This is a genomic window from Neptunomonas sp. (genome assembly GCF_041601355.1).
In the GTDB taxonomy this organism is placed as follows: domain Bacteria; phylum Pseudomonadota; class Gammaproteobacteria; order Pseudomonadales; family Balneatricaceae; genus Neptunomonas.
On record NZ_JBFIIH010000101.1, the window covers coordinates 1 to 16,104 of the forward strand.

At 44.5% G+C, this 16,104-nt stretch carries 15 protein-coding genes and 3 tRNA genes; 16 read left to right on the top strand and 2 right to left on the bottom strand.

Annotated features, from left to right (window positions below):
• From ABY436_RS14725 to ABY436_RS14755, 7 genes are all read left to right on the top strand, one after another.
• On the top strand, positions 1-2,635 hold a 2,635-nt coding region (locus tag ABY436_RS14725), incomplete at its 5' end, for a DUF6701 domain-containing protein (protein ID WP_372739709.1).
• 75 nt (positions 2,636-2,710) lie between these two features.
• Positions 2,711-2,786, top strand: a tRNA-Glu gene (locus ABY436_RS14730).
• Between the two features lie 65 nt (positions 2,787-2,851).
• Positions 2,852-2,927 (top strand) — tRNA-Gly (locus ABY436_RS14735).
• A gap of 29 nt (positions 2,928-2,956) precedes the next feature.
• A tRNA-Glu gene (locus tag ABY436_RS14740) sits at positions 2,957-3,032 on the top strand.
• A 102-nt stretch (positions 3,033-3,134) separates the two neighbouring features.
• Entirely contained in the window at positions 3,135-3,560 is a 426-nt protein-coding gene (locus tag ABY436_RS14745; protein ID WP_372739710.1) for a hypothetical protein, read from the top strand.
• Positions 3,547-4,737 carry a hypothetical protein gene (locus tag ABY436_RS14750; RefSeq protein ID WP_372739711.1) on the top strand — a complete coding sequence of 397 codons (1,191 nt, stop codon included), beginning with the start codon at positions 3,547-3,549 and terminating at the stop codon, positions 4,735-4,737. The genes ABY436_RS14745 and ABY436_RS14750 overlap by 14 nt, the downstream gene beginning before the upstream one ends.
• Positions 4,738-4,757: 20 nt before the next feature.
• The gene (locus ABY436_RS14755) at positions 4,758-6,338 is read left to right on the top strand and encodes a cache domain-containing protein (protein ID WP_372739712.1); all 1,581 of its coding nucleotides are present in this window, start codon (positions 4,758-4,760) and stop codon (positions 6,336-6,338) included.
• A gap of 243 nt (positions 6,339-6,581) precedes the next feature.
• Here the strand turns inward: ABY436_RS14755 and ABY436_RS14760 are convergent, their stop codons facing one another.
• Positions 6,582-6,977 (bottom strand): PA2817 family protein, encoded by a 396-nt coding sequence (locus ABY436_RS14760; protein ID WP_372739713.1) that lies wholly within the window; start codon positions 6,975-6,977, stop codon positions 6,582-6,584.
• Between the two features lie 331 nt (positions 6,978-7,308).
• On the opposite strand from ABY436_RS14760, the gene ABY436_RS14765 reads away from it, so the two are divergent.
• The 5 genes from ABY436_RS14765 to ABY436_RS14785 are packed head-to-tail and all read left to right on the top strand — an operon-like array spanning position 7,309 to position 10,962.
• Positions 7,309-8,241: an ABC transporter ATP-binding protein gene (locus ABY436_RS14765; RefSeq protein ID WP_372739714.1), complete on the top strand. Its 933-nt coding sequence runs from the start codon at positions 7,309-7,311 to the stop codon at positions 8,239-8,241.
• The gene (locus tag ABY436_RS14770; RefSeq protein ID WP_090725604.1) at positions 8,238-9,011 is read left to right on the top strand and encodes an ABC transporter permease; all 774 of its coding nucleotides are present in this window, start codon (positions 8,238-8,240) and stop codon (positions 9,009-9,011) included. The genes ABY436_RS14765 and ABY436_RS14770 overlap by 4 nt, the downstream gene beginning before the upstream one ends.
• Positions 9,011-9,865 carry an NADPH-dependent 7-cyano-7-deazaguanine reductase QueF gene (gene queF / locus ABY436_RS14775; protein WP_372739715.1) on the top strand — a complete coding sequence of 285 codons (855 nt, stop codon included), beginning with the start codon at positions 9,011-9,013 and terminating at the stop codon, positions 9,863-9,865. The genes ABY436_RS14770 and queF overlap by 1 nt, the downstream gene beginning before the upstream one ends.
• Before the next feature lie 27 nt (positions 9,866-9,892).
• Positions 9,893-10,456 carry a nitroreductase family protein gene (locus ABY436_RS14780; protein WP_372739716.1) on the top strand — a complete coding sequence of 188 codons (564 nt, stop codon included), beginning with the start codon at positions 9,893-9,895 and terminating at the stop codon, positions 10,454-10,456.
• Complete coding sequence (locus tag ABY436_RS14785) at positions 10,456-10,962, top strand: YiiD C-terminal domain-containing protein (protein ID WP_372739717.1); 507 nt, start codon at positions 10,456-10,458, stop codon at positions 10,960-10,962. Before ABY436_RS14780 ends, ABY436_RS14785 begins: the two co-directional genes overlap by 1 nt.
• A gap of 78 nt (positions 10,963-11,040) precedes the next feature.
• Here ABY436_RS14785 and ABY436_RS14790 read toward each other — a convergent pair whose 3' ends face one another.
• On the bottom strand, positions 11,041-11,601 hold the full coding sequence (locus tag ABY436_RS14790) for a peptidylprolyl isomerase (RefSeq protein ID WP_372739718.1): 561 nt from the start codon (positions 11,599-11,601) through the stop codon (positions 11,041-11,043).
• Between the two features lie 292 nt (positions 11,602-11,893).
• Here ABY436_RS14790 and ABY436_RS14795 point away from each other — a divergent pair, with 292 nt between their 5' ends.
• The 4 genes from ABY436_RS14795 to ABY436_RS14810 form a co-directional block, all read left to right on the top strand.
• Positions 11,894-13,585, top strand: coding sequence for a methyl-accepting chemotaxis protein (locus tag ABY436_RS14795; protein WP_372739719.1), 1,692 nt, complete (start codon positions 11,894-11,896; stop codon positions 13,583-13,585).
• A gap of 99 nt (positions 13,586-13,684) precedes the next feature.
• A complete protein-coding gene (locus ABY436_RS14800; RefSeq protein ID WP_372739722.1) occupies positions 13,685-15,007 on the top strand; it encodes a deoxyguanosinetriphosphate triphosphohydrolase in 1,323 nt (440 codons plus the stop codon).
• A gap of 10 nt (positions 15,008-15,017) precedes the next feature.
• On the top strand, positions 15,018-15,392 hold the full coding sequence (locus ABY436_RS14805) for a translation initiation factor Sui1 (RefSeq protein WP_372739720.1): 375 nt from the start codon (positions 15,018-15,020) through the stop codon (positions 15,390-15,392).
• Positions 15,393-15,397: 5 nt separating this feature from the next.
• The coding region (locus ABY436_RS14810; RefSeq protein ID WP_372739721.1) for an aspartyl protease family protein at positions 15,398-16,104 on the top strand (707 nt) is incomplete at its 3' end.

Consider the following 16,104-nt stretch of genomic DNA (forward strand, 5'->3'; position numbering starts at 1 on the left):
GTTTGATAGTGCTGATGATTACGTGCGCCTGCCAGACACGAATGAAGTTGATTTGCCGGATACCTTAACGGCCATGGCATGGGTTTACCTGAACAGCACACCCTCAGGGTTGAAAACCATCCTCTCTAAAGACACTAACTATGAGTTTCACGTAAACACTAATCGAGAGATTTTTTGGTGGTGGAATGATGCTAATGGCATTACCCGTAGTTTTACATCCGGGGTGCAGATCGGTTTAGGTCAATGGCATCACGTGGCTATTACGTATCAATCGGGTCTTCAGATTATTTATATTGATGGACAAGAAGCGGCACGACGAACATTTACAGGTCAACTCATTACCAATAGCAATGATCTTCAGATCGGACAGGATCAGGGTATTGGATCGCGCTTCTTTGATGGTGATATTGATGAAGTCAAAATTTTCGATGTTGATTTAAGTGCTGTTGACATTGCAGATATTTTTATTAATGAAGAGGCTGGCCGAAATTATGATGGGGCTCTGCGCTCCTGTAATTGTACTGAGCCGGTGGCCGTAAATCATTATGCCATCAGTCACGACATGTCGATGGTGAGTTGTTTAGCCGAAGATATCACTTTTACTGCGCATGATAATGCTGATTTAGCGGTGGATGCTAAGGATGCGTTGCTGCAGATATCAACCTCCACGATGAAAGGCGAGTGGTTGTCTGTTGTTACCGGATCAGGTGTGCTGACTAATTCAGGTGGCGGTCAGGCAACGTATCGTTTTCCGGACAATGGTGAAAGCAGTGTCACACTGCGCCTATCATATCCGGATCTTGCCTCTGATCCTGAACTGGTTAATTTTAATGTAACCGACGGGGTTTCAACGGATAAGCGAAACTCTTCTCATAGGGAAGATAGTAATCTATCTGTTTCAGATTCCGGTTTGATTTTTTCTATTCCGGATACACAGTCCTGTCAGGCATCACTCGCTGTTAGTATCCGGGCGGTCAAAAAATCTGATAATTCGCTGAGTTGCAGCGGTGCAGTTGCAGGTAACAGGACGGTTAACTTTTATAGTCAGTACCTTGCGCCGTCTACGGGTACGCAAAATCTTATTTTAACCTCTGACGGAGTCGCTTATCCATTGTCGTCTTCTGCGCCTGGTACGCCGGTAGCAGTGCGTTTTGATTCGCAAGGTGAGGGCAGCATTTCTATACAGTATCCGGATGCTGGCGTGGTCGGGTTGAACGCAGCGCTGACAGCCGGGCAGAAGACTTTCTATGGGTCGGATTCTTTTGTCGCTTATCCAGCCTTATTGTCGTTGGTAGCGGATAACGGATCTGGCTTAATGCTGGATAATACGGCTGTTTCCGGAGGCGCTGTATGGGCTGCTGACCGGCCTTTTACTGTCAGTGTTGCCGGTCAGTGTGCAAATGGTGCGGTGACGCCTAATTACCAGCCTTCAAATGCTCAGTTGGGGATTAGCTTACAGACGCCAACTCAGGCGGCGGGGGGTGTCGGTGGTACTTTGTCCGTTTCTGGCGGTGGTCTGCTTGCCAGTGATAGCGTTGCCTGGACCGGTATTTCATCGGGTTTTAGTTCCGGTGTATTTGAGGATGTATCTGCGCGTTATTCGGAAGTCGGTATTATCAACTTGTATGCCAGGGATGCTGATTACTACGGACACAGTATTAGTCAGACAGCTAAAACGGTAGGGCGCTTTGTGCCCTGGTTTTTTACCGTGACGGCAAATTCTCCTCAGTGGCAAGCGCATTGTTCATCGGGGGATTTCTCTTATATGGATGAAGACATCGGGTATCAAACACCACCGGAGCTTGTTGTTAGCGGTTATAGCGCAGTAGGCGGGCGTGTATATAACTATGGTGGTTCATTGTGGAAACTGGCGGCTCAGCGCAGTAGTCGTTTCTATACCGATCAGAGTGCCTCTGTGTCGACGACCTTGAGTAGTACGGTTAATACATCGACAGATACGTGGGGTGGGACTGACGCAGATTATGACGGAACGGCAATCAATAGTCTGACGGGTGATTCGATTAACTATGTTCGGGGGGCCTTAGAAGCGCCGTTTGCTGGTCTTGTCGATCTGACATTGACGACAGCAGATCTTACCGATGCTGATGGTGCCTGCTACCGAATCGACTCGGATGCCGACGGGGATTGGCTGGAGGAGGGGTGTAGTGGTTTTACTATCAGTAATATCCCTGCAAAAGAGCTTCGTTTCGGGCGGCTCAGACTCGCTGATGCTTATGGGCCTGAAACTGAACCTTTATCTTTGCCCTGGGTAACTGAGTATTATGATGGGTCGGGCTATATCGTTAATAGCACAGATAGTTGCAGTGCATGGCTAACCTCAGAAGTGACTTATTCTGATAATGACGGTGCTCTTATAGCGTCTGGCCAGACGGCGGCCGCCTATGCGCATAGTGGAGCAGATTTTAGAGTGGATGCAGGCGATGCCGGAGTGACAATGAGTGCGCCGGGAGCAGCGAATACCGGTGTGGTAGGTGTTGCGGTTGATCTGACACGAATGCCTTATTTTTTCTTTGACTGGGATGGTGATGGTAGTTTTGATGACGCGCCTTCAGCAAATATTATTTTCGGCCAATACAGAAGCAATGACAGAGTGATTTTTCAACGTCAGTGGTGATAATTCTTCTTGACATAGGTCGTTGGAATCAATAAGATTTGCGCCTCTTTGATGAGCCTTGCTCTCACTGAAAAAGTCCCATTCGTCTAGTGGTCCAGGACACCGCCCTTTCACGGCGGTAACAGGGGTTCGAACCCCCTATGGGACGCCAATTTAGTTGTTTGCGAGTGTTACTAACGAATGTTGTTAACGATCGCTACTAACTAAAATATTGTTGCGGGAATAGCTCAGTTGGTAGAGCACGACCTTGCCAAGGTCGGGGTCGCGAGTTCGAATCTCGTTTCCCGCTCCAAAAGTTTTAAAGCTTAAGGTTTCAAATAAGTCCCATTCGTCTAGTGGTCTAGGACACCGCCCTTTCACGGCGGTAACAGGGGTTCGAACCCCCTATGGGACGCCATCTTTGTAAATACCGAAAACATTACTGTTGATAACGTATTTTTTATATAATCAGATGATTATATTTTGATTGGCAAATTATGTCGCTTTACGAGGGACCGTAGTGACGCATAAACGACGAACATACCTGGCTTTTTTTCTACTGATGATGTCTCAGCTTGGCGGGGCAAATTCAGTGATTGTGCATCCTGGTGTTAAAGTTACCAGCCTTTCTTCTCAAGAATTACGTTCTATTATTACGATGCGTTCAACTCGTTGGCCAGATCAGAGCGCCATTCATGTTTTTGTACTCCCTGATTCACATCCTCTGCATCGCTCCTTTGTTAAAACACAATTAAATATGTTCCCTTATCAATTAAGAATGATATGGGACCGCTCTGTGTATAGCGGTGCTGGCTATCCTCCAATATTAGTTCCCTCCATTCAGGAAATGCTTGTGCGTGTTAAAAGCACCCAGGGCTCCATTGGATATATTGATGACAACAGTTTGCCTTTATTGAAAGGAGTGTACATCATTGAAATACACTAGATTGTTATCTTTATGTTGTTTGTTGTGTTTTTCCGGCCGCTTACTGGCCGAGCAAGATGTGTCTGAATGGTATGTGGGTGGATTTATAACACAAGGATTAGTTGCAACGGACAATAATAATTATGCAGGTAATAGTAGCGAAGGGATTAGTGCAGATTTTCGTGAGTTAGCGGTGTACGCTACATGGCGACCATTAAGTAATATGCATTTTTCTGGACAAATTATGTCGCGTACCTATGGAAACGTTGACGATGGCGCGCCGCAGCTTGATTATTTATTGGCGGATTACAGTTTTTCAGTGGGCAGTTTCAATGAGTTTGGGCTGCGAGTGGGTAGAGTTAAAATACCTTACGGTTTCTATAATGAAACGCGGGATGTGTCCTTTACCCGACCCTCAATAGTACTACCCCAATCCATCTATTTTGATGTAGTAAGAGAAATCCAGCTCTCGGCTGATGGAGTCATGGCTTATGGCTATTTTCCAATATCCGATATGCGTATTGATGTCGACCTTGTGATAGGAAAACCCAGAGAGAGTGATCAGGCTGAATATGCGTATTTCAGGTCGAATTATTCAGGGAGCTTTACAGACAGTCATGGTGTTATGTCACGTGTCATGTTGGCTGATGATACTGAAACATGGCGACTAGGTATAACGTTAGGGCGGTATGATTTACGCTACCAGCCTGGCTCTTTAGGTGAATTAGGTTTAGGTGAAGGCGACGTGAATTTTGATGTGGCTGTGGCTAGCGGGGAATATAATACCGAAAGTTGGTCAGTGGCTGCAGAGTATATGGTAGTCAGCGTGGATCGAAGTGATTTGGGTGGTTTTTTTGAATTTAATGGAAAAAACACTGTAGAAGCATATTACCTGCAAGCGATGTATCGTTTTAACCAGGACTGGGATTTATTAATTCGCAGAGATGTTTTTTATCTCGACAAGAATGACCGATCGGGTTTAAAAGCTGAGCAGTTAATAGGAGTGCCGGCCCATTCTATGTGGGCAAAAGATTATACGATAGGCCTTGGTTGGCAGGCTTCGCAAAATATCAGCTTTCGGGCCGAGTGGCACTATGTGCAAGGAACCGGTTGGTTGCCCGTGCAAGATAACCCTGATATCGGATCGATTAAGAAAAATTGGAATATGTATCTGCTGCAAGCGACGTATCGTTTTTAAATAGCGAGGTGTAAATTTATATGAATAGATCCCCTCGTTTTATTAGTATTCGCTGGAAGCTATGGATGCCATTCTTATTGGCTGTATTATCTATTCACGTGGGACTTTACAGTTACGTTGGACGCCAGATTGAGCGGCAATATGAGCGGGATCAGCAAGTATCCTTTAAAAGTAATCTTAAGGCACTCGATGGCGTATTAACCACTTCTTATCATAAACTTCTGGAAGTGGGGCAAACTGTTCTTATTATGAAGCAAACAGCTTCAACCCTTCGTTATAAAGATTATATTTACTCCTCCATATCAGAAAAATTTCCTCAACTTGAAGCGCAAGGCATAGTAGATGGTGCAGCGGTATTCGATACTCAAGGACAACTGGTGTTTTCAGTTGGGAATATCGATTTACAGACAAACTCAGGGGTTCAGCCGGCATTAAAAAATGAGCGTCCTGTACGTGAAATGCGTTGTAAAGATCAATGTTTCCGCACGATTGCTATACCTTTACTTAATTCAGGAAAGGTAGAAGGGGTGTTAGTGCTCGGCCGGTTGATGCAGGATATAGTGCTGGATTTCAAACAATTAACGGCGGTTGAAATGGGTATCGCTAGAAAAAATATCGAAAAACCATCAGATATTGACGCCTGGTCTTTAGATTTTACCCAGCTCACGCAGCGAAATCAAAATATGCAAATTTTACAAACGTTGAGTCAGCAGGTAACCCACATTTCTAACGAAACTTTATACCGGGTAGATGTGTTTGATCGTCACTATGAAATTTATTTTACAGTACCGGCAAGTGTTGCTTTCACAGACACCGTATGGGTGTTGATTACTGATGGAACCATCCGCTATCAAGCGATGCGGGCATTAAAGAACCAACTGGGTGTCGGCTTTATCATCAGTAGTCTTTTTTTACTAATGATTGCTTTTATGAGTGCTTCAAAAGTTGCACGGCGTTTAGTAAACGTGCCTTTTCTGGTTAAAGCACAGGATTTAATTAAAGAGCAGGGTTTAGTTCTGGAAAAGAGTTTGGCCAAAGAACAGTTTGCTGGCAGGCAAATTGATGCACGGCAAGACAGGTTATTCTTTCAGGATGAGATATCAGCAATCTCTCTATGGATTCGTGATGTCTGTGACATGGTCGAACGCTTGTCTGAAGGTGAACAAAAGTCCAGCCATTGTATTGAAAGTATGGCGAAGGCGTTGAGTGTGGAAAAGGAGAGAGTGGCCCATCTGGTTGGCAGCACAGAGAATGTGATCGTCACTCAAAGCACGGATGGGACTGTGCTGACGATGAATGATGTGGGTAAAAAATTATTCGGTATCAGCAAGGAGGCAGCGTTACCAAAATTTGTAGATCTTTTCTTTACGAGTGAATTCAATCAACAGGCTTTAGACAGCATTACCCGACTTTATATGGGATTGGATAACCTTGTTTATCTGGATAGTCAGAGCTTGGACTTGAAAGGACAATTACGTGATTTTTCATGGATTCACTCATATATTTCGGCATGCTCAGACCATCGGGCTATTATTCTTTCTGTCGGTATAGATATGACAGAGAAAAGGGAAGCGGAGCGGAAAAGTGCACTGCCTGGCTAGTCTGGCATGATTTGCTCTCGGTGAAATGCTAATAAACAATTTTGCTGACCCAAAGTGCCCGAGCTGATACCCGGGGTTATGAAAGAAAGGCTGAAAAATGCGCGTTCATTTTCAATTTTAACAGCCTGAAACCAGAGAACAGTTGGGCAGGTGTGTCCGATTGATGGAGGCTTTTTTATTGAAATGTTCCAAAGAAGCTGATGATGAAGGGTTGCCCGGCTTACTTTTTGTGCTTAGCCCTTGTTAATTCAAACCAAACAGGTGTGCTCTTTTATTCAGATAGTCGAACTCTTCACCTTTTTCTTCAGCTTCGAAACGTAGTTCATCGAGTGTCTGAAATTTTTGAATTTCAGAGTCTGGCATGTTGTGCAGACATTTTCCGCCGAAATACCAGAGCAAATCACGCGCCATCAGGTGAGCAAGTCTCGGATACATTTTGAAGGCCTGGTCGATGAAATTTTCTCCATCGTTGTACACATTTTCAGAGCCTGCTTCGAAATCTTTAATGAGCTTTTGAAAGTCCAGTATGAACTGTTCTTCTTCGTTAGAGATCTCCTCTAACGTGAAGGGCGCTTGCTTGATAAAGTTATTGTAAGCAATTTTAAGAAAGTTCAGATGGTGTAACTGGTGAGGTGTCATGGGTGTCTCCGATTAATTCTGGGGACATTGTAGCGTTTGAGGGGATAGGCTGCCAGAAAGCTGACGGCATCTTTTTTACAACCGGTTCAGGTTTAAGTTTTCTTTAGCCGCTACATAGCAAACTGGCAATTATTCTGTATCCGGGGTAACACGTCTGGGTTAACGCATTTGGGATAGCTCTTGTCAGATAACGCTTGTCGGAGAGCGCTTACCGGATAAGTCTGTTGCTTTCATTAAACTATTAATTTTACCTGATACAATATCGCATATTTTGAAAAAATAGTGATCAAGGTCACCGTTTATCTCGTCTCAATAAGCAGGAAAAAGAATAATGACACTAGCGCTATCAATTAAAGATTTGCGTAAAGTCTATGGTAATAAATTTGAAGCACTGAAGGGTATCTCATTTGATGTGCAGCAAGGTGATTTTTTTGCTTTGCTTGGCCCCAATGGTGCGGGTAAGTCTACTACTCTGGGTATTGTTTCCTCGTTGGTTAATAAAACCAGTGGGCAGGTTGAAATTTTTGGCTTTGACCTTGAAAAAGATCAGGCTGCCGCTAAACGTAGTTTAGGTGTGGTGCCACAAGAATTTAATTTCAATATGTTCGAAAAGGTGGGCGATATCGTTCGTACGCAAGCGGGCTATTACGGTATCCCGGTAGCCGTTGCAAAACAGCGTGCCGAGACTTATTTAAAGAAGCTCGGACTTTGGGACAAGCGCGATGTGCCCGCGCGGATGTTATCCGGAGGTATGAAAAGGCGTTTAATGATCGCCAGGGCTTTGGTTCATGAGCCTAAACTACTGATTCTGGATGAGCCGACGGCAGGTGTTGATATTGAGTTGCGGCGCTCTATGTGGGCCTTCCTTAAGGAGCTGAACCAAGCGGGAACGACAATCATTTTGACGACTCATTATTTGGAGGAAGCGGAAAGTTTATGCCGGAATATAGCGATTATTGATCATGGGTCGATCGTACACAACACCTCTATAAAATCATTATTACAACAGCTGAATACTGAAACATTCATTTTGGATATAAGACCTGAGCAGGCGCTTGAAGTGGCTTTTGAGGGTTATTCTTCGCAGCTTGAAGATCCGCATACCTTGGTTGTTCACGTGGATAAAAATAAAGGTTTGAACGGTTTGTTTAAACAGTTGGAAGCTCAAAATATTGAAGTGACGAGTATGCGAAATAAATCCAATCGGTTGGAGGAGCTTTTTGTTGCTATGGTTGAAAAAAATCTGGAGACGAGCGAAGCATGAGTCATCATGAGTTATGGGTTGCGTTTATAACCATTGTCAGAAAAGAGATCAGGCGTTTTACCCGGATATGGGCACAGACGTTATTACCGCCAGCGATTACAATGACTTTATATTTCATTATTTTTGGCAATCTGATTGGCAGTCGTATTGGTGAAATGGGTGGCTTTAGCTATATGGAGTTTATTGTTCCCGGGCTGATAATGATGTCTGTGATTACGAATTCGTATGGTAATGTCGTTTCATCATTTTTCAGTACCAAGTTCCAGAAAAATATCGAGGAGTTGCTGGTATCGCCAACACCGAATTGGGTAATTCTTTCCGGTTATGTGCTGGGGGGCGTGTCGCGTGGTTTAGCCGTTGGTTTTATTGTGACGCTGTTATCACTTTTTTTCACGAAGCTGCAGATTCATAGTTTTTGGGTGACAATAGCAACCGTCATGCTGACCTCGGTGTTATTTTCACTGGGTGGCTTTATCAATGCTGTTTTTGCTAATTCATTCGATGATATCTCCATCATACCGACCTTTATTCTGACACCATTAACCTATTTAGGCGGCGTCTTTTACTCGATTCAGCTGTTACCAGAATTTTGGCAGGGTGTTTCGCAGCTCAATCCCATATTGTATATGGTAAACACCTTCCGTTATGGCATTTTGGGCAGTAGTGATATTAATGTCAGCTTTGCTTTCGGTGTTATTATTTTGTTTAATTTGGTTTTGTTTACAATCGCGCTGAAGTTACTGAATATGGGTAAGGGGATTAGGCAATAATGAGTGAGCAGAAGGTTCCTGATCAATCTCCACTGGAGCTATCTCCGCTGGACAAGTCTCCGCTGGGAAGTGATACGGCCTATATTAACCAGTATGCACCGCAGTTGCTGTTTCCTATTCAGCGCGACTTAAATTGGCACAAGCGTGGTGTCGAACGCGATGATCTGCCGTTTTATGGTGAAGATCTGTGGAACGGCTATGAAATATCCTGGCTTAATCTTAAGGGCAAGCCGGTCGTCAGAATTGCGGCTTTTGTTATACCCGCTGACTCTCGAAATATCATTGAATCTAAGTCATTCAAGTTGTATCTGAACTCTTTTAATTTAAGTCGATTTGAAAATGAAGAGGCAGTTATCGCACTGATGCAAAATGATCTGTCACTGGCTGCCGGAGGTGATGTCCGGGTTGAGTTTTTTCATCCTGATCGTATGCCTGAGCTAGGGCGGTTCGAGGGAAAATGTCTGGATGAACTGGATATCAGTGTTCAGCATTATCAGCCGCAAATATCGTTATTGGCGACTGGCGAGCGTCATGTTGATGAGATGCTGTATAGTCATCTGTTGAAATCCAATTGCCCTGTAACAGGGCAGCCTGATTGGGCTTCTATACAGATTTCGTATGTCGGTAAGGAGATCAGTCAGGAAGGCTTATTAGAGTACTTAATCTCTTACCGGGAACATGGTGATTTCCATGAGCAATGTGTCGAAAATATCTTCATGGATATTTGGACGCATTGTCAGCCAGAGTCACTGATAGTTTATGCCAGATATGTGCGTCGTGGTGGATTGGATATTAATCCACTGCGCAGTAGTAAGGCCATTGCTGCTGTAAATCTTAGGCTTAGTCGACAATAGTCAGTCGTCAATAGAGAGAATGTGAAGATGGATGCAATTGAAATGCTGCATAACCGTGTCTCTGTACCGGTGTTAGTGGAGCCCGCACCAACAAAAGTGCAGCTGGATATGATGTTCAAGGCGGCATTAAGGTCGCCGGATCATGCAGGACTCAGGCCTTGGCGTTTTTTACTGATAGAAGGTGAAGCGCGAGAGCAATTAGGAGACCTTTTTGCTAAAGCAATTCGAATTAAAGGTGACGACTTAGCGGAGGATAAGGCCGCAAAGCTTCAGAAAAAACCATTACGTGCCCCTATGATTATCGTCGCTGTGGCGAAAACACAAAGCCATATTAAAGTGCCGGAAGTAGAACAGATTATTACTGCAGGTTGTGCTGCCCATAGTCTGTTGCTGGCAGCTTATGCGCAAGGTTTAGGTGCAATGTGGAGAACCGGTGCGATGGCATATGATCCTGTCGTGAAAGCGGGTCTTGGATTGCAGGCTCATGAGCAAGTGATCGGCTTCATATACGTAGGGACGGCGAAAAGAATGCGTGAAGTATCTTCAACGGGTATTGAAGATGTCGCTTCAGTCTGGAAAGGTAAAAGCTAGTGCCAATATCCCAGAACCCGGATCAGAACTCTTGTCACAAGCCTGCTCAGGACTCTACTCAAAGTACAGATGATTTTTTGCAGTGGTTAAAAACACAAATTCCATTGCTTAACCATATGGGGTTGGGTGATCTTGAGTTTGACGGCTGTAAGCTGCGGTTGCCTGCAGCATTGGCGCCCAACATTAATGATAAAGGCACCGGATTTGGTGGGTCGTTAGCAACCCTGGCAACCATTTCAGGCTGGTGTCTGACAACCTTGTTGCTCAGGGACCGTTCTCTGGATTGCGATGTAATGATAAGAGATTGCGAAATGCGCTATCTTGCGCCGGTGAATGGTGATTTTTATGCAGAAGTAACGTTGCCCGGTGCTGATCAGGTAGATGGTTTTTTAGCACGCCTGAAAGAGAAGGGGCGGGCGAGGCTGGCGCTTGAAGTCTCTGTTATTCAGCAAGGAACGAAGGCGTTAGCGATGCAGGGCAATTATGTCGCTGTTGTGCGCGGATAAAATGCTTAGAAAATACTGATCACCTGGTGAAAAAACCGAGGTGATCAGTTTACTTACTGTGTTTATCTGCCCGCAATATTAAAGACGTTTCGTGCTTAAAATCAGGATCGGTTGAACAGGTACATCGCGGTGGCGCGCTCGTGTTGTTGTGTTTACTTTTCCGATGGCGTTCACGATGTCCATACCTTGAGTTACTTCGCCGAAAACGCTGTAGCCTGGACGATTCCCCATCTGATTCAGACTGTTATTGTCGACAAGGTTAATGAAAAACTGACTGGTTGCACTGTCAGGATCCTGAGTTCTGGCCATGGAAATTGTGCCCTGCTTGTTAGCTAACCCGTTAGCAGATTCATTTTTAATCGGATCATGGTTTTTCTTTTGAACCATATCCTCAGTGAAGCCTCCTCCTTGAATCATAAACCCACTGATAACGCGGTGAAATTGCGTTCCTACGTAAAAGCCTTCATCGACATAGCGTAAAAAGTTTTCAACGCTGGCAGGTGCTTCCTGCGGGAACAATGTCAGTGTTATTGCTCCCATCGAGGTTTCCAGAGAAACTTTTGGGTTCTCTGCGAAAGATGGATTGCTGAAAAGTAATACAGTTGCAATAAGCACTAATTTTTTTAATGGATTAAACATGCAGTCGACCTTGCCTTTTTGATGGGAGTAGAGGCTTAAGTTTATGTGAAATGGAAGCAATGGAATAGTGAAGCTGGTAATAATCAAAAGTAAAAAGCTATTTCAATTTTGTGTCTTTTGGATTTTTTTGTCTAGACTGACTGTATCAAACCGACCTACTTCAATTTTACCTATGAAATTGAAATTGGACGTAAATGGATCTGGCTAAAACTCTGAAGGTTGCAATGAGATGTGTCTCATTAGAACCGAAAATTATTATAAGTAATAACAATGCGGGTTGAGGCCTCTGAAGATGAGTTCATTAAAGCTCAAACATAAAATGCTAATGCTGACAATTATTCCCCTGATTGTGGCTATCCTCGTTGTGATGCTAGTGGTTAAGGTTAAATTACAAGAAATGGGTGAGCATGAAGTTGCGACAATTCGCTCAACCATGATGAGCTCAAAACAAGAAACAGCAAAAGCTTTCATGGACATGGCGTTAAGTGCTGTTCAGCCTATTGTTGATAACGCCTTTGGGCCTGATGATGCCGAAGCCAGGAAAAAAGCAGCGGACATATTAAGATCAATGACCTATGGCGAAAAAAAAGATGGCTATGTGTTCGTTTATGATTACTCAGGTACGAATGTTGTTATGAGACCTAAGCCCTCCATGGAAGGTGAAAATCTGATATCGCTGAAAGATGCCAATGGCCTTGCTATTATCAAAGAACTGATCGATCAGGCTCAACAAGGGGGCGGCTACCTTACTTATATTTGGAATAAGCCTTCAAAAAATGCGGATGTTCAAAAGCTAAGTTATGCGTTAGGGATTGAAAAATTCGGTTGGATGTTAGGGACTGGTTTCTATATTGATGATATTGATGATGTGGTCGCAACGACGCAACAAAGTATCGACTCCAAAATGGCAAGAACCCAGTTATTTATCGCTGCGGCAGGTGTCGTATTACTTACTTTCTTTGTTTTGATTGCCCTGTATATTGCGGGAAAAGTTATACAGCCATTGCGTGATACTGCAGAAGCGCTGATTGATATCAGCCGGGGTGAGGGGGATTTAACCCGTCGCTTGAAAGTGATGTCAAAAGATGAAGTGGGACAAGTGTCGCAGGGCTTTAATGATTTTGCAGATAAAATTCAGAGGCTCGTTATTGATTTAAAAGGAGGCATTCACGACCTTTCACAATCAACATCTCAAATGAATACTGTGGTGTCCAAGGCACATTCTGATGTGCAAAGACAGCGTCATGAGACCGCTCAGGCCGCGGCTGCAGTGCATGAAATGGCCGCGGCTGCACAAGAAGTGGCTGGTAATGCTGCCGGTGCGGCATCTGCCGCTCAAGAGGCAGATAATGAATCTATCAGCGGCCAGCGTATTGTTGAGGAGACAATCACGGCTATCAAGGCTTTGTCAGATGATGTTAACAGAGCTTCAGATGTTATCGGTCAGTTGGACGTAGATGCCGATAAAATAGGTACTGTTGTTAACGTTATTAAAGAAATTGCAGGCCAAACTAACTTATTGGCACTTAATGCGGCGATAGAAGCGGCCAGAGCCGGTGATTATGGTCGAGGCTTTTCAGTGGTGGCGGATGAAGTCAGAACGCTGGCTAACAGAACTCAACAAAGCACGCAAGAGATCCAAAATATGATTGAGCGGCTGCAAGTAGGTGCGCGCGAGGCCGTGGGTGTAATGGATACCAGTAAAGCACAGAGTGTTGCGACGATCGAACGAGCGGCTCAGGCAAGTGTATCTTTAAGTGTGATCACAGGTTCAGTAAGTACTATTACGCAGATGAATACGCAAATTGCCAGCGCTGCTGAAGAGCAAACAGCGGTAGCGGATGAAATTAGCCAAAATGTTCAGCAAGTGGCCGATATAGCAGAGCATTCAGCGCAGAATGCTGACGCGCTGTCTGATACGACTCAGGAGATGTCTGCATTGGAACGGCGCCTGATGAAAATTGTTAGTCAGTTTAAAGTGTAGATTTTTTTGATTGCGTGTGAATATACCGGTAGTGTGATTACATGCTATCGGTTTTTTTATGTCATCACGCGAGGTGCAACGGATGAAGGGAATACAGGCATGATGCAGTGGGAAAAACTGCTCACAGTAAAACGTTATGGGCATGAAACAATAGCGCCGCCTGAAGTAGGACGAAGCCACTTTCATAAAGACCACGATCGTGTTGTCTTTTCTAGCGCTTTCCGGCGTTTAGGTCGTAAAACGCAAGTACACCCTTTAGTTTTAAATGATCATATTCACACCCGTTTGACACATTCGATTGAAGTCGGCAGCGTTGGGCGTTCGTTGGGTATTCGTGTCGGGGAGTTGTTGGAGTCAGTGCTACCTGAATGGGTCAGTTCGCATGATATTGGCATGATTGTGCAGTCGGCCTGTCTGGCACATGATATTGGCAATCCTCCTTTCGGGCATGCCGGAGAGTACGCGATCAGAGATTGGTTTAAACAGTCCAGAGATGCCGAATTTTTGAAGCCGCTTTCCTTGCCTGAGCGTTCTGATCTGGAAACTTTTGAAGGAAACGCTCAGGGGTTCAGAGTAGTTACCTGTATAGAGAATCATCTTTATGATGGTGGTTTACGCCTTACTTACCCTACTCTGGGGACATTACTGAAATACCCCTGGACCGTTGAGCATGCCACGAGCAAAGGTAAATTCAGTTGTTATCTGACAGAGAGGCATACGCTTGAAAAGTTAGGCCATGAATTAGGATTGGTGCCGTTGGCTGAGAATCGCTGGAGCCGCCACCCTTTGGCATATCTGATGGAAGCCGCAGATGACATCTGTTATGCGATCCTTGACTTGGAAGACGCGATTGAACTGAACATCCTTACTTTTGATGCGATCAAACCTATTTTGCTGCAGTTGTGCGGTGATCTGGAGTTCGAGGATGGTATTTTTTACAGTCAGGCATCGGCGCGCCGTAAAATATCCGCTTTGCGGGGGAAGGCGATGGAGAATATGGTTAATTCTGCTGTGAATGCTTTCATGAAAAACTATGACGCTATCATGGCAGGTCAATATCAGGGAGAGCTACTCCTTGATGGTGACTCTGGAGTCAAAAACGGATTACACGCAGCGAAAGCCCTGGCGAAAAATAAAGTGTTTCCGGATACGCGTAAAACTGAACTTGAAGTAGGCGCTTACAGTTGTCTTGGTATTTTATTAGATGCTTTTTGTCATGCAGTGTATGAACAAAACCAAAGAAAAAGTGATGAAGGATTAAGTTACCGCAGTGAGAAAATTATAAGTTTAATGGGTATTCATGCACCGGATCCTGAATGGTCGTTGTATCATGCCTACATTAGGGCACTGGATTTTATCAGTGGAATGACAGACAACTATGCCGCCTATCTTGCCAGGCAGATCGGTGGGCTCTCTCGCTAGGACGAAAAATATGGCATCGTTAAACGATCAATTAAGCCGGCTGGTTTATTCAACACAAGCCGGCGATGTATGTCCAGAATGCAGACAACCGAAAAATTCCTGTTGTTGTCAGGAGAATGCGGATACCAATCGCATCGCTTCACTGGATGGGATCGTACGAATCCGACGTGAAACTTCGGGCAGAAAAGGTAAAGGCGTAACCACTGTGACGGGTGTACCGTTAGCAGAAGCAGAATTAAAGAGATTATCCAAACAACTTAAACAGCATTGTGGGACGGGTGGAGCGCTGAAGGATGGCATTATTGAGATTCAGGGAGATCATAGGGAGACGATTAAAACCTTCCTTGAGAAGCTGGACTACACAGTAAAACTAGCCGGAGGTTAAGCCCCATGGCGAAAAAAAAGTGCGTCCGTTGTCAGCAGATACGCATTGTGGCCATAATGGTGAGCATGATTGCGATTCTGCTATTGATGATGATGGCGAAATCCCACGCCGAGATTTATAAGTACACGGACGACAAAGGCAAAAAAGTATTTGTAGGCAGCTTAAGCCAGGTGCCACAAAAGTATCAGGCGCAAATGGAGTTGCAGTCTCCTCCGGAGGAGGTGAGTAATACCAGTAATTATTCTGAGAAAAACAAAAAAGCTTCTGACTCTTTAAAAGTACGATCTGAAATAAGGCGTCTTGAACATGCGTTAGCACAAATGGAAACGGCTGTGACTGTCGAAAATAACCAAGTGCTGGTGCCGGTTAAAGTGACCTATCACGGTAAAGATGTAGATGTGAAGATGTTAATGGATACCGGCGCCAGTGGCACAGTTTTTCATCGTGATGCATTAGTACGTCTTGACGCCATGAGTGAGTCAGCGGGTTATGCACGTGTGGCGGGTGGCAATGTTGTTAAATTGAGTAGTATTGAATTTGACCGGATTCAGGTGGGCCCTTTTCAGGCGAAAAACATCCGCTCTTTTGTCATCGATAATAAAGCACCGGGGGGGGCATTTGATGGTTTGTTGGGAATGGATTTTCTGATGAACGTTAAGTACGAGCTGGATCTGGTGAGAAAAGTTATTATTTGGAATCCTGCGCGTTATAA

What these genes read in the sequence shown, in the direction of transcription:
- ABY436_RS14755 (WP_372739712.1), top strand. Translation starts at nt 4,758, where the DNA reads ATGAATAGATCCCCTCGTTTTATTAGTATTCGCTGGAAGCTATGGATG.
- ABY436_RS14760 (WP_372739713.1), bottom strand. Translation starts at nt 6,977, where the DNA reads ATGACACCTCACCAGTTACACCATCTGAACTTTCTTAAAATTGCTTAC.
- ABY436_RS14765 (WP_372739714.1), top strand. Translation starts at nt 7,309, where the DNA reads ATGACACTAGCGCTATCAATTAAAGATTTGCGTAAAGTCTATGGTAAT.
- ABY436_RS14770 (WP_090725604.1), top strand. Translation starts at nt 8,238, where the DNA reads ATGAGTCATCATGAGTTATGGGTTGCGTTTATAACCATTGTCAGAAAA.
- queF (WP_372739715.1), top strand. Translation starts at nt 9,011, where the DNA reads ATGAGTGAGCAGAAGGTTCCTGATCAATCTCCACTGGAGCTATCTCCG.
- ABY436_RS14780 (WP_372739716.1), top strand. Translation starts at nt 9,893, where the DNA reads ATGGATGCAATTGAAATGCTGCATAACCGTGTCTCTGTACCGGTGTTA.
- ABY436_RS14790 (WP_372739718.1), bottom strand. Translation starts at nt 11,601, where the DNA reads ATGTTTAATCCATTAAAAAAATTAGTGCTTATTGCAACTGTATTACTT.
- ABY436_RS14795 (WP_372739719.1), top strand. Translation starts at nt 11,894, where the DNA reads ATGAGTTCATTAAAGCTCAAACATAAAATGCTAATGCTGACAATTATT.
- ABY436_RS14800 (WP_372739722.1), top strand. Translation starts at nt 13,685, where the DNA reads ATGATGCAGTGGGAAAAACTGCTCACAGTAAAACGTTATGGGCATGAA.
- ABY436_RS14805 (WP_372739720.1), top strand. Translation starts at nt 15,018, where the DNA reads ATGGCATCGTTAAACGATCAATTAAGCCGGCTGGTTTATTCAACACAA.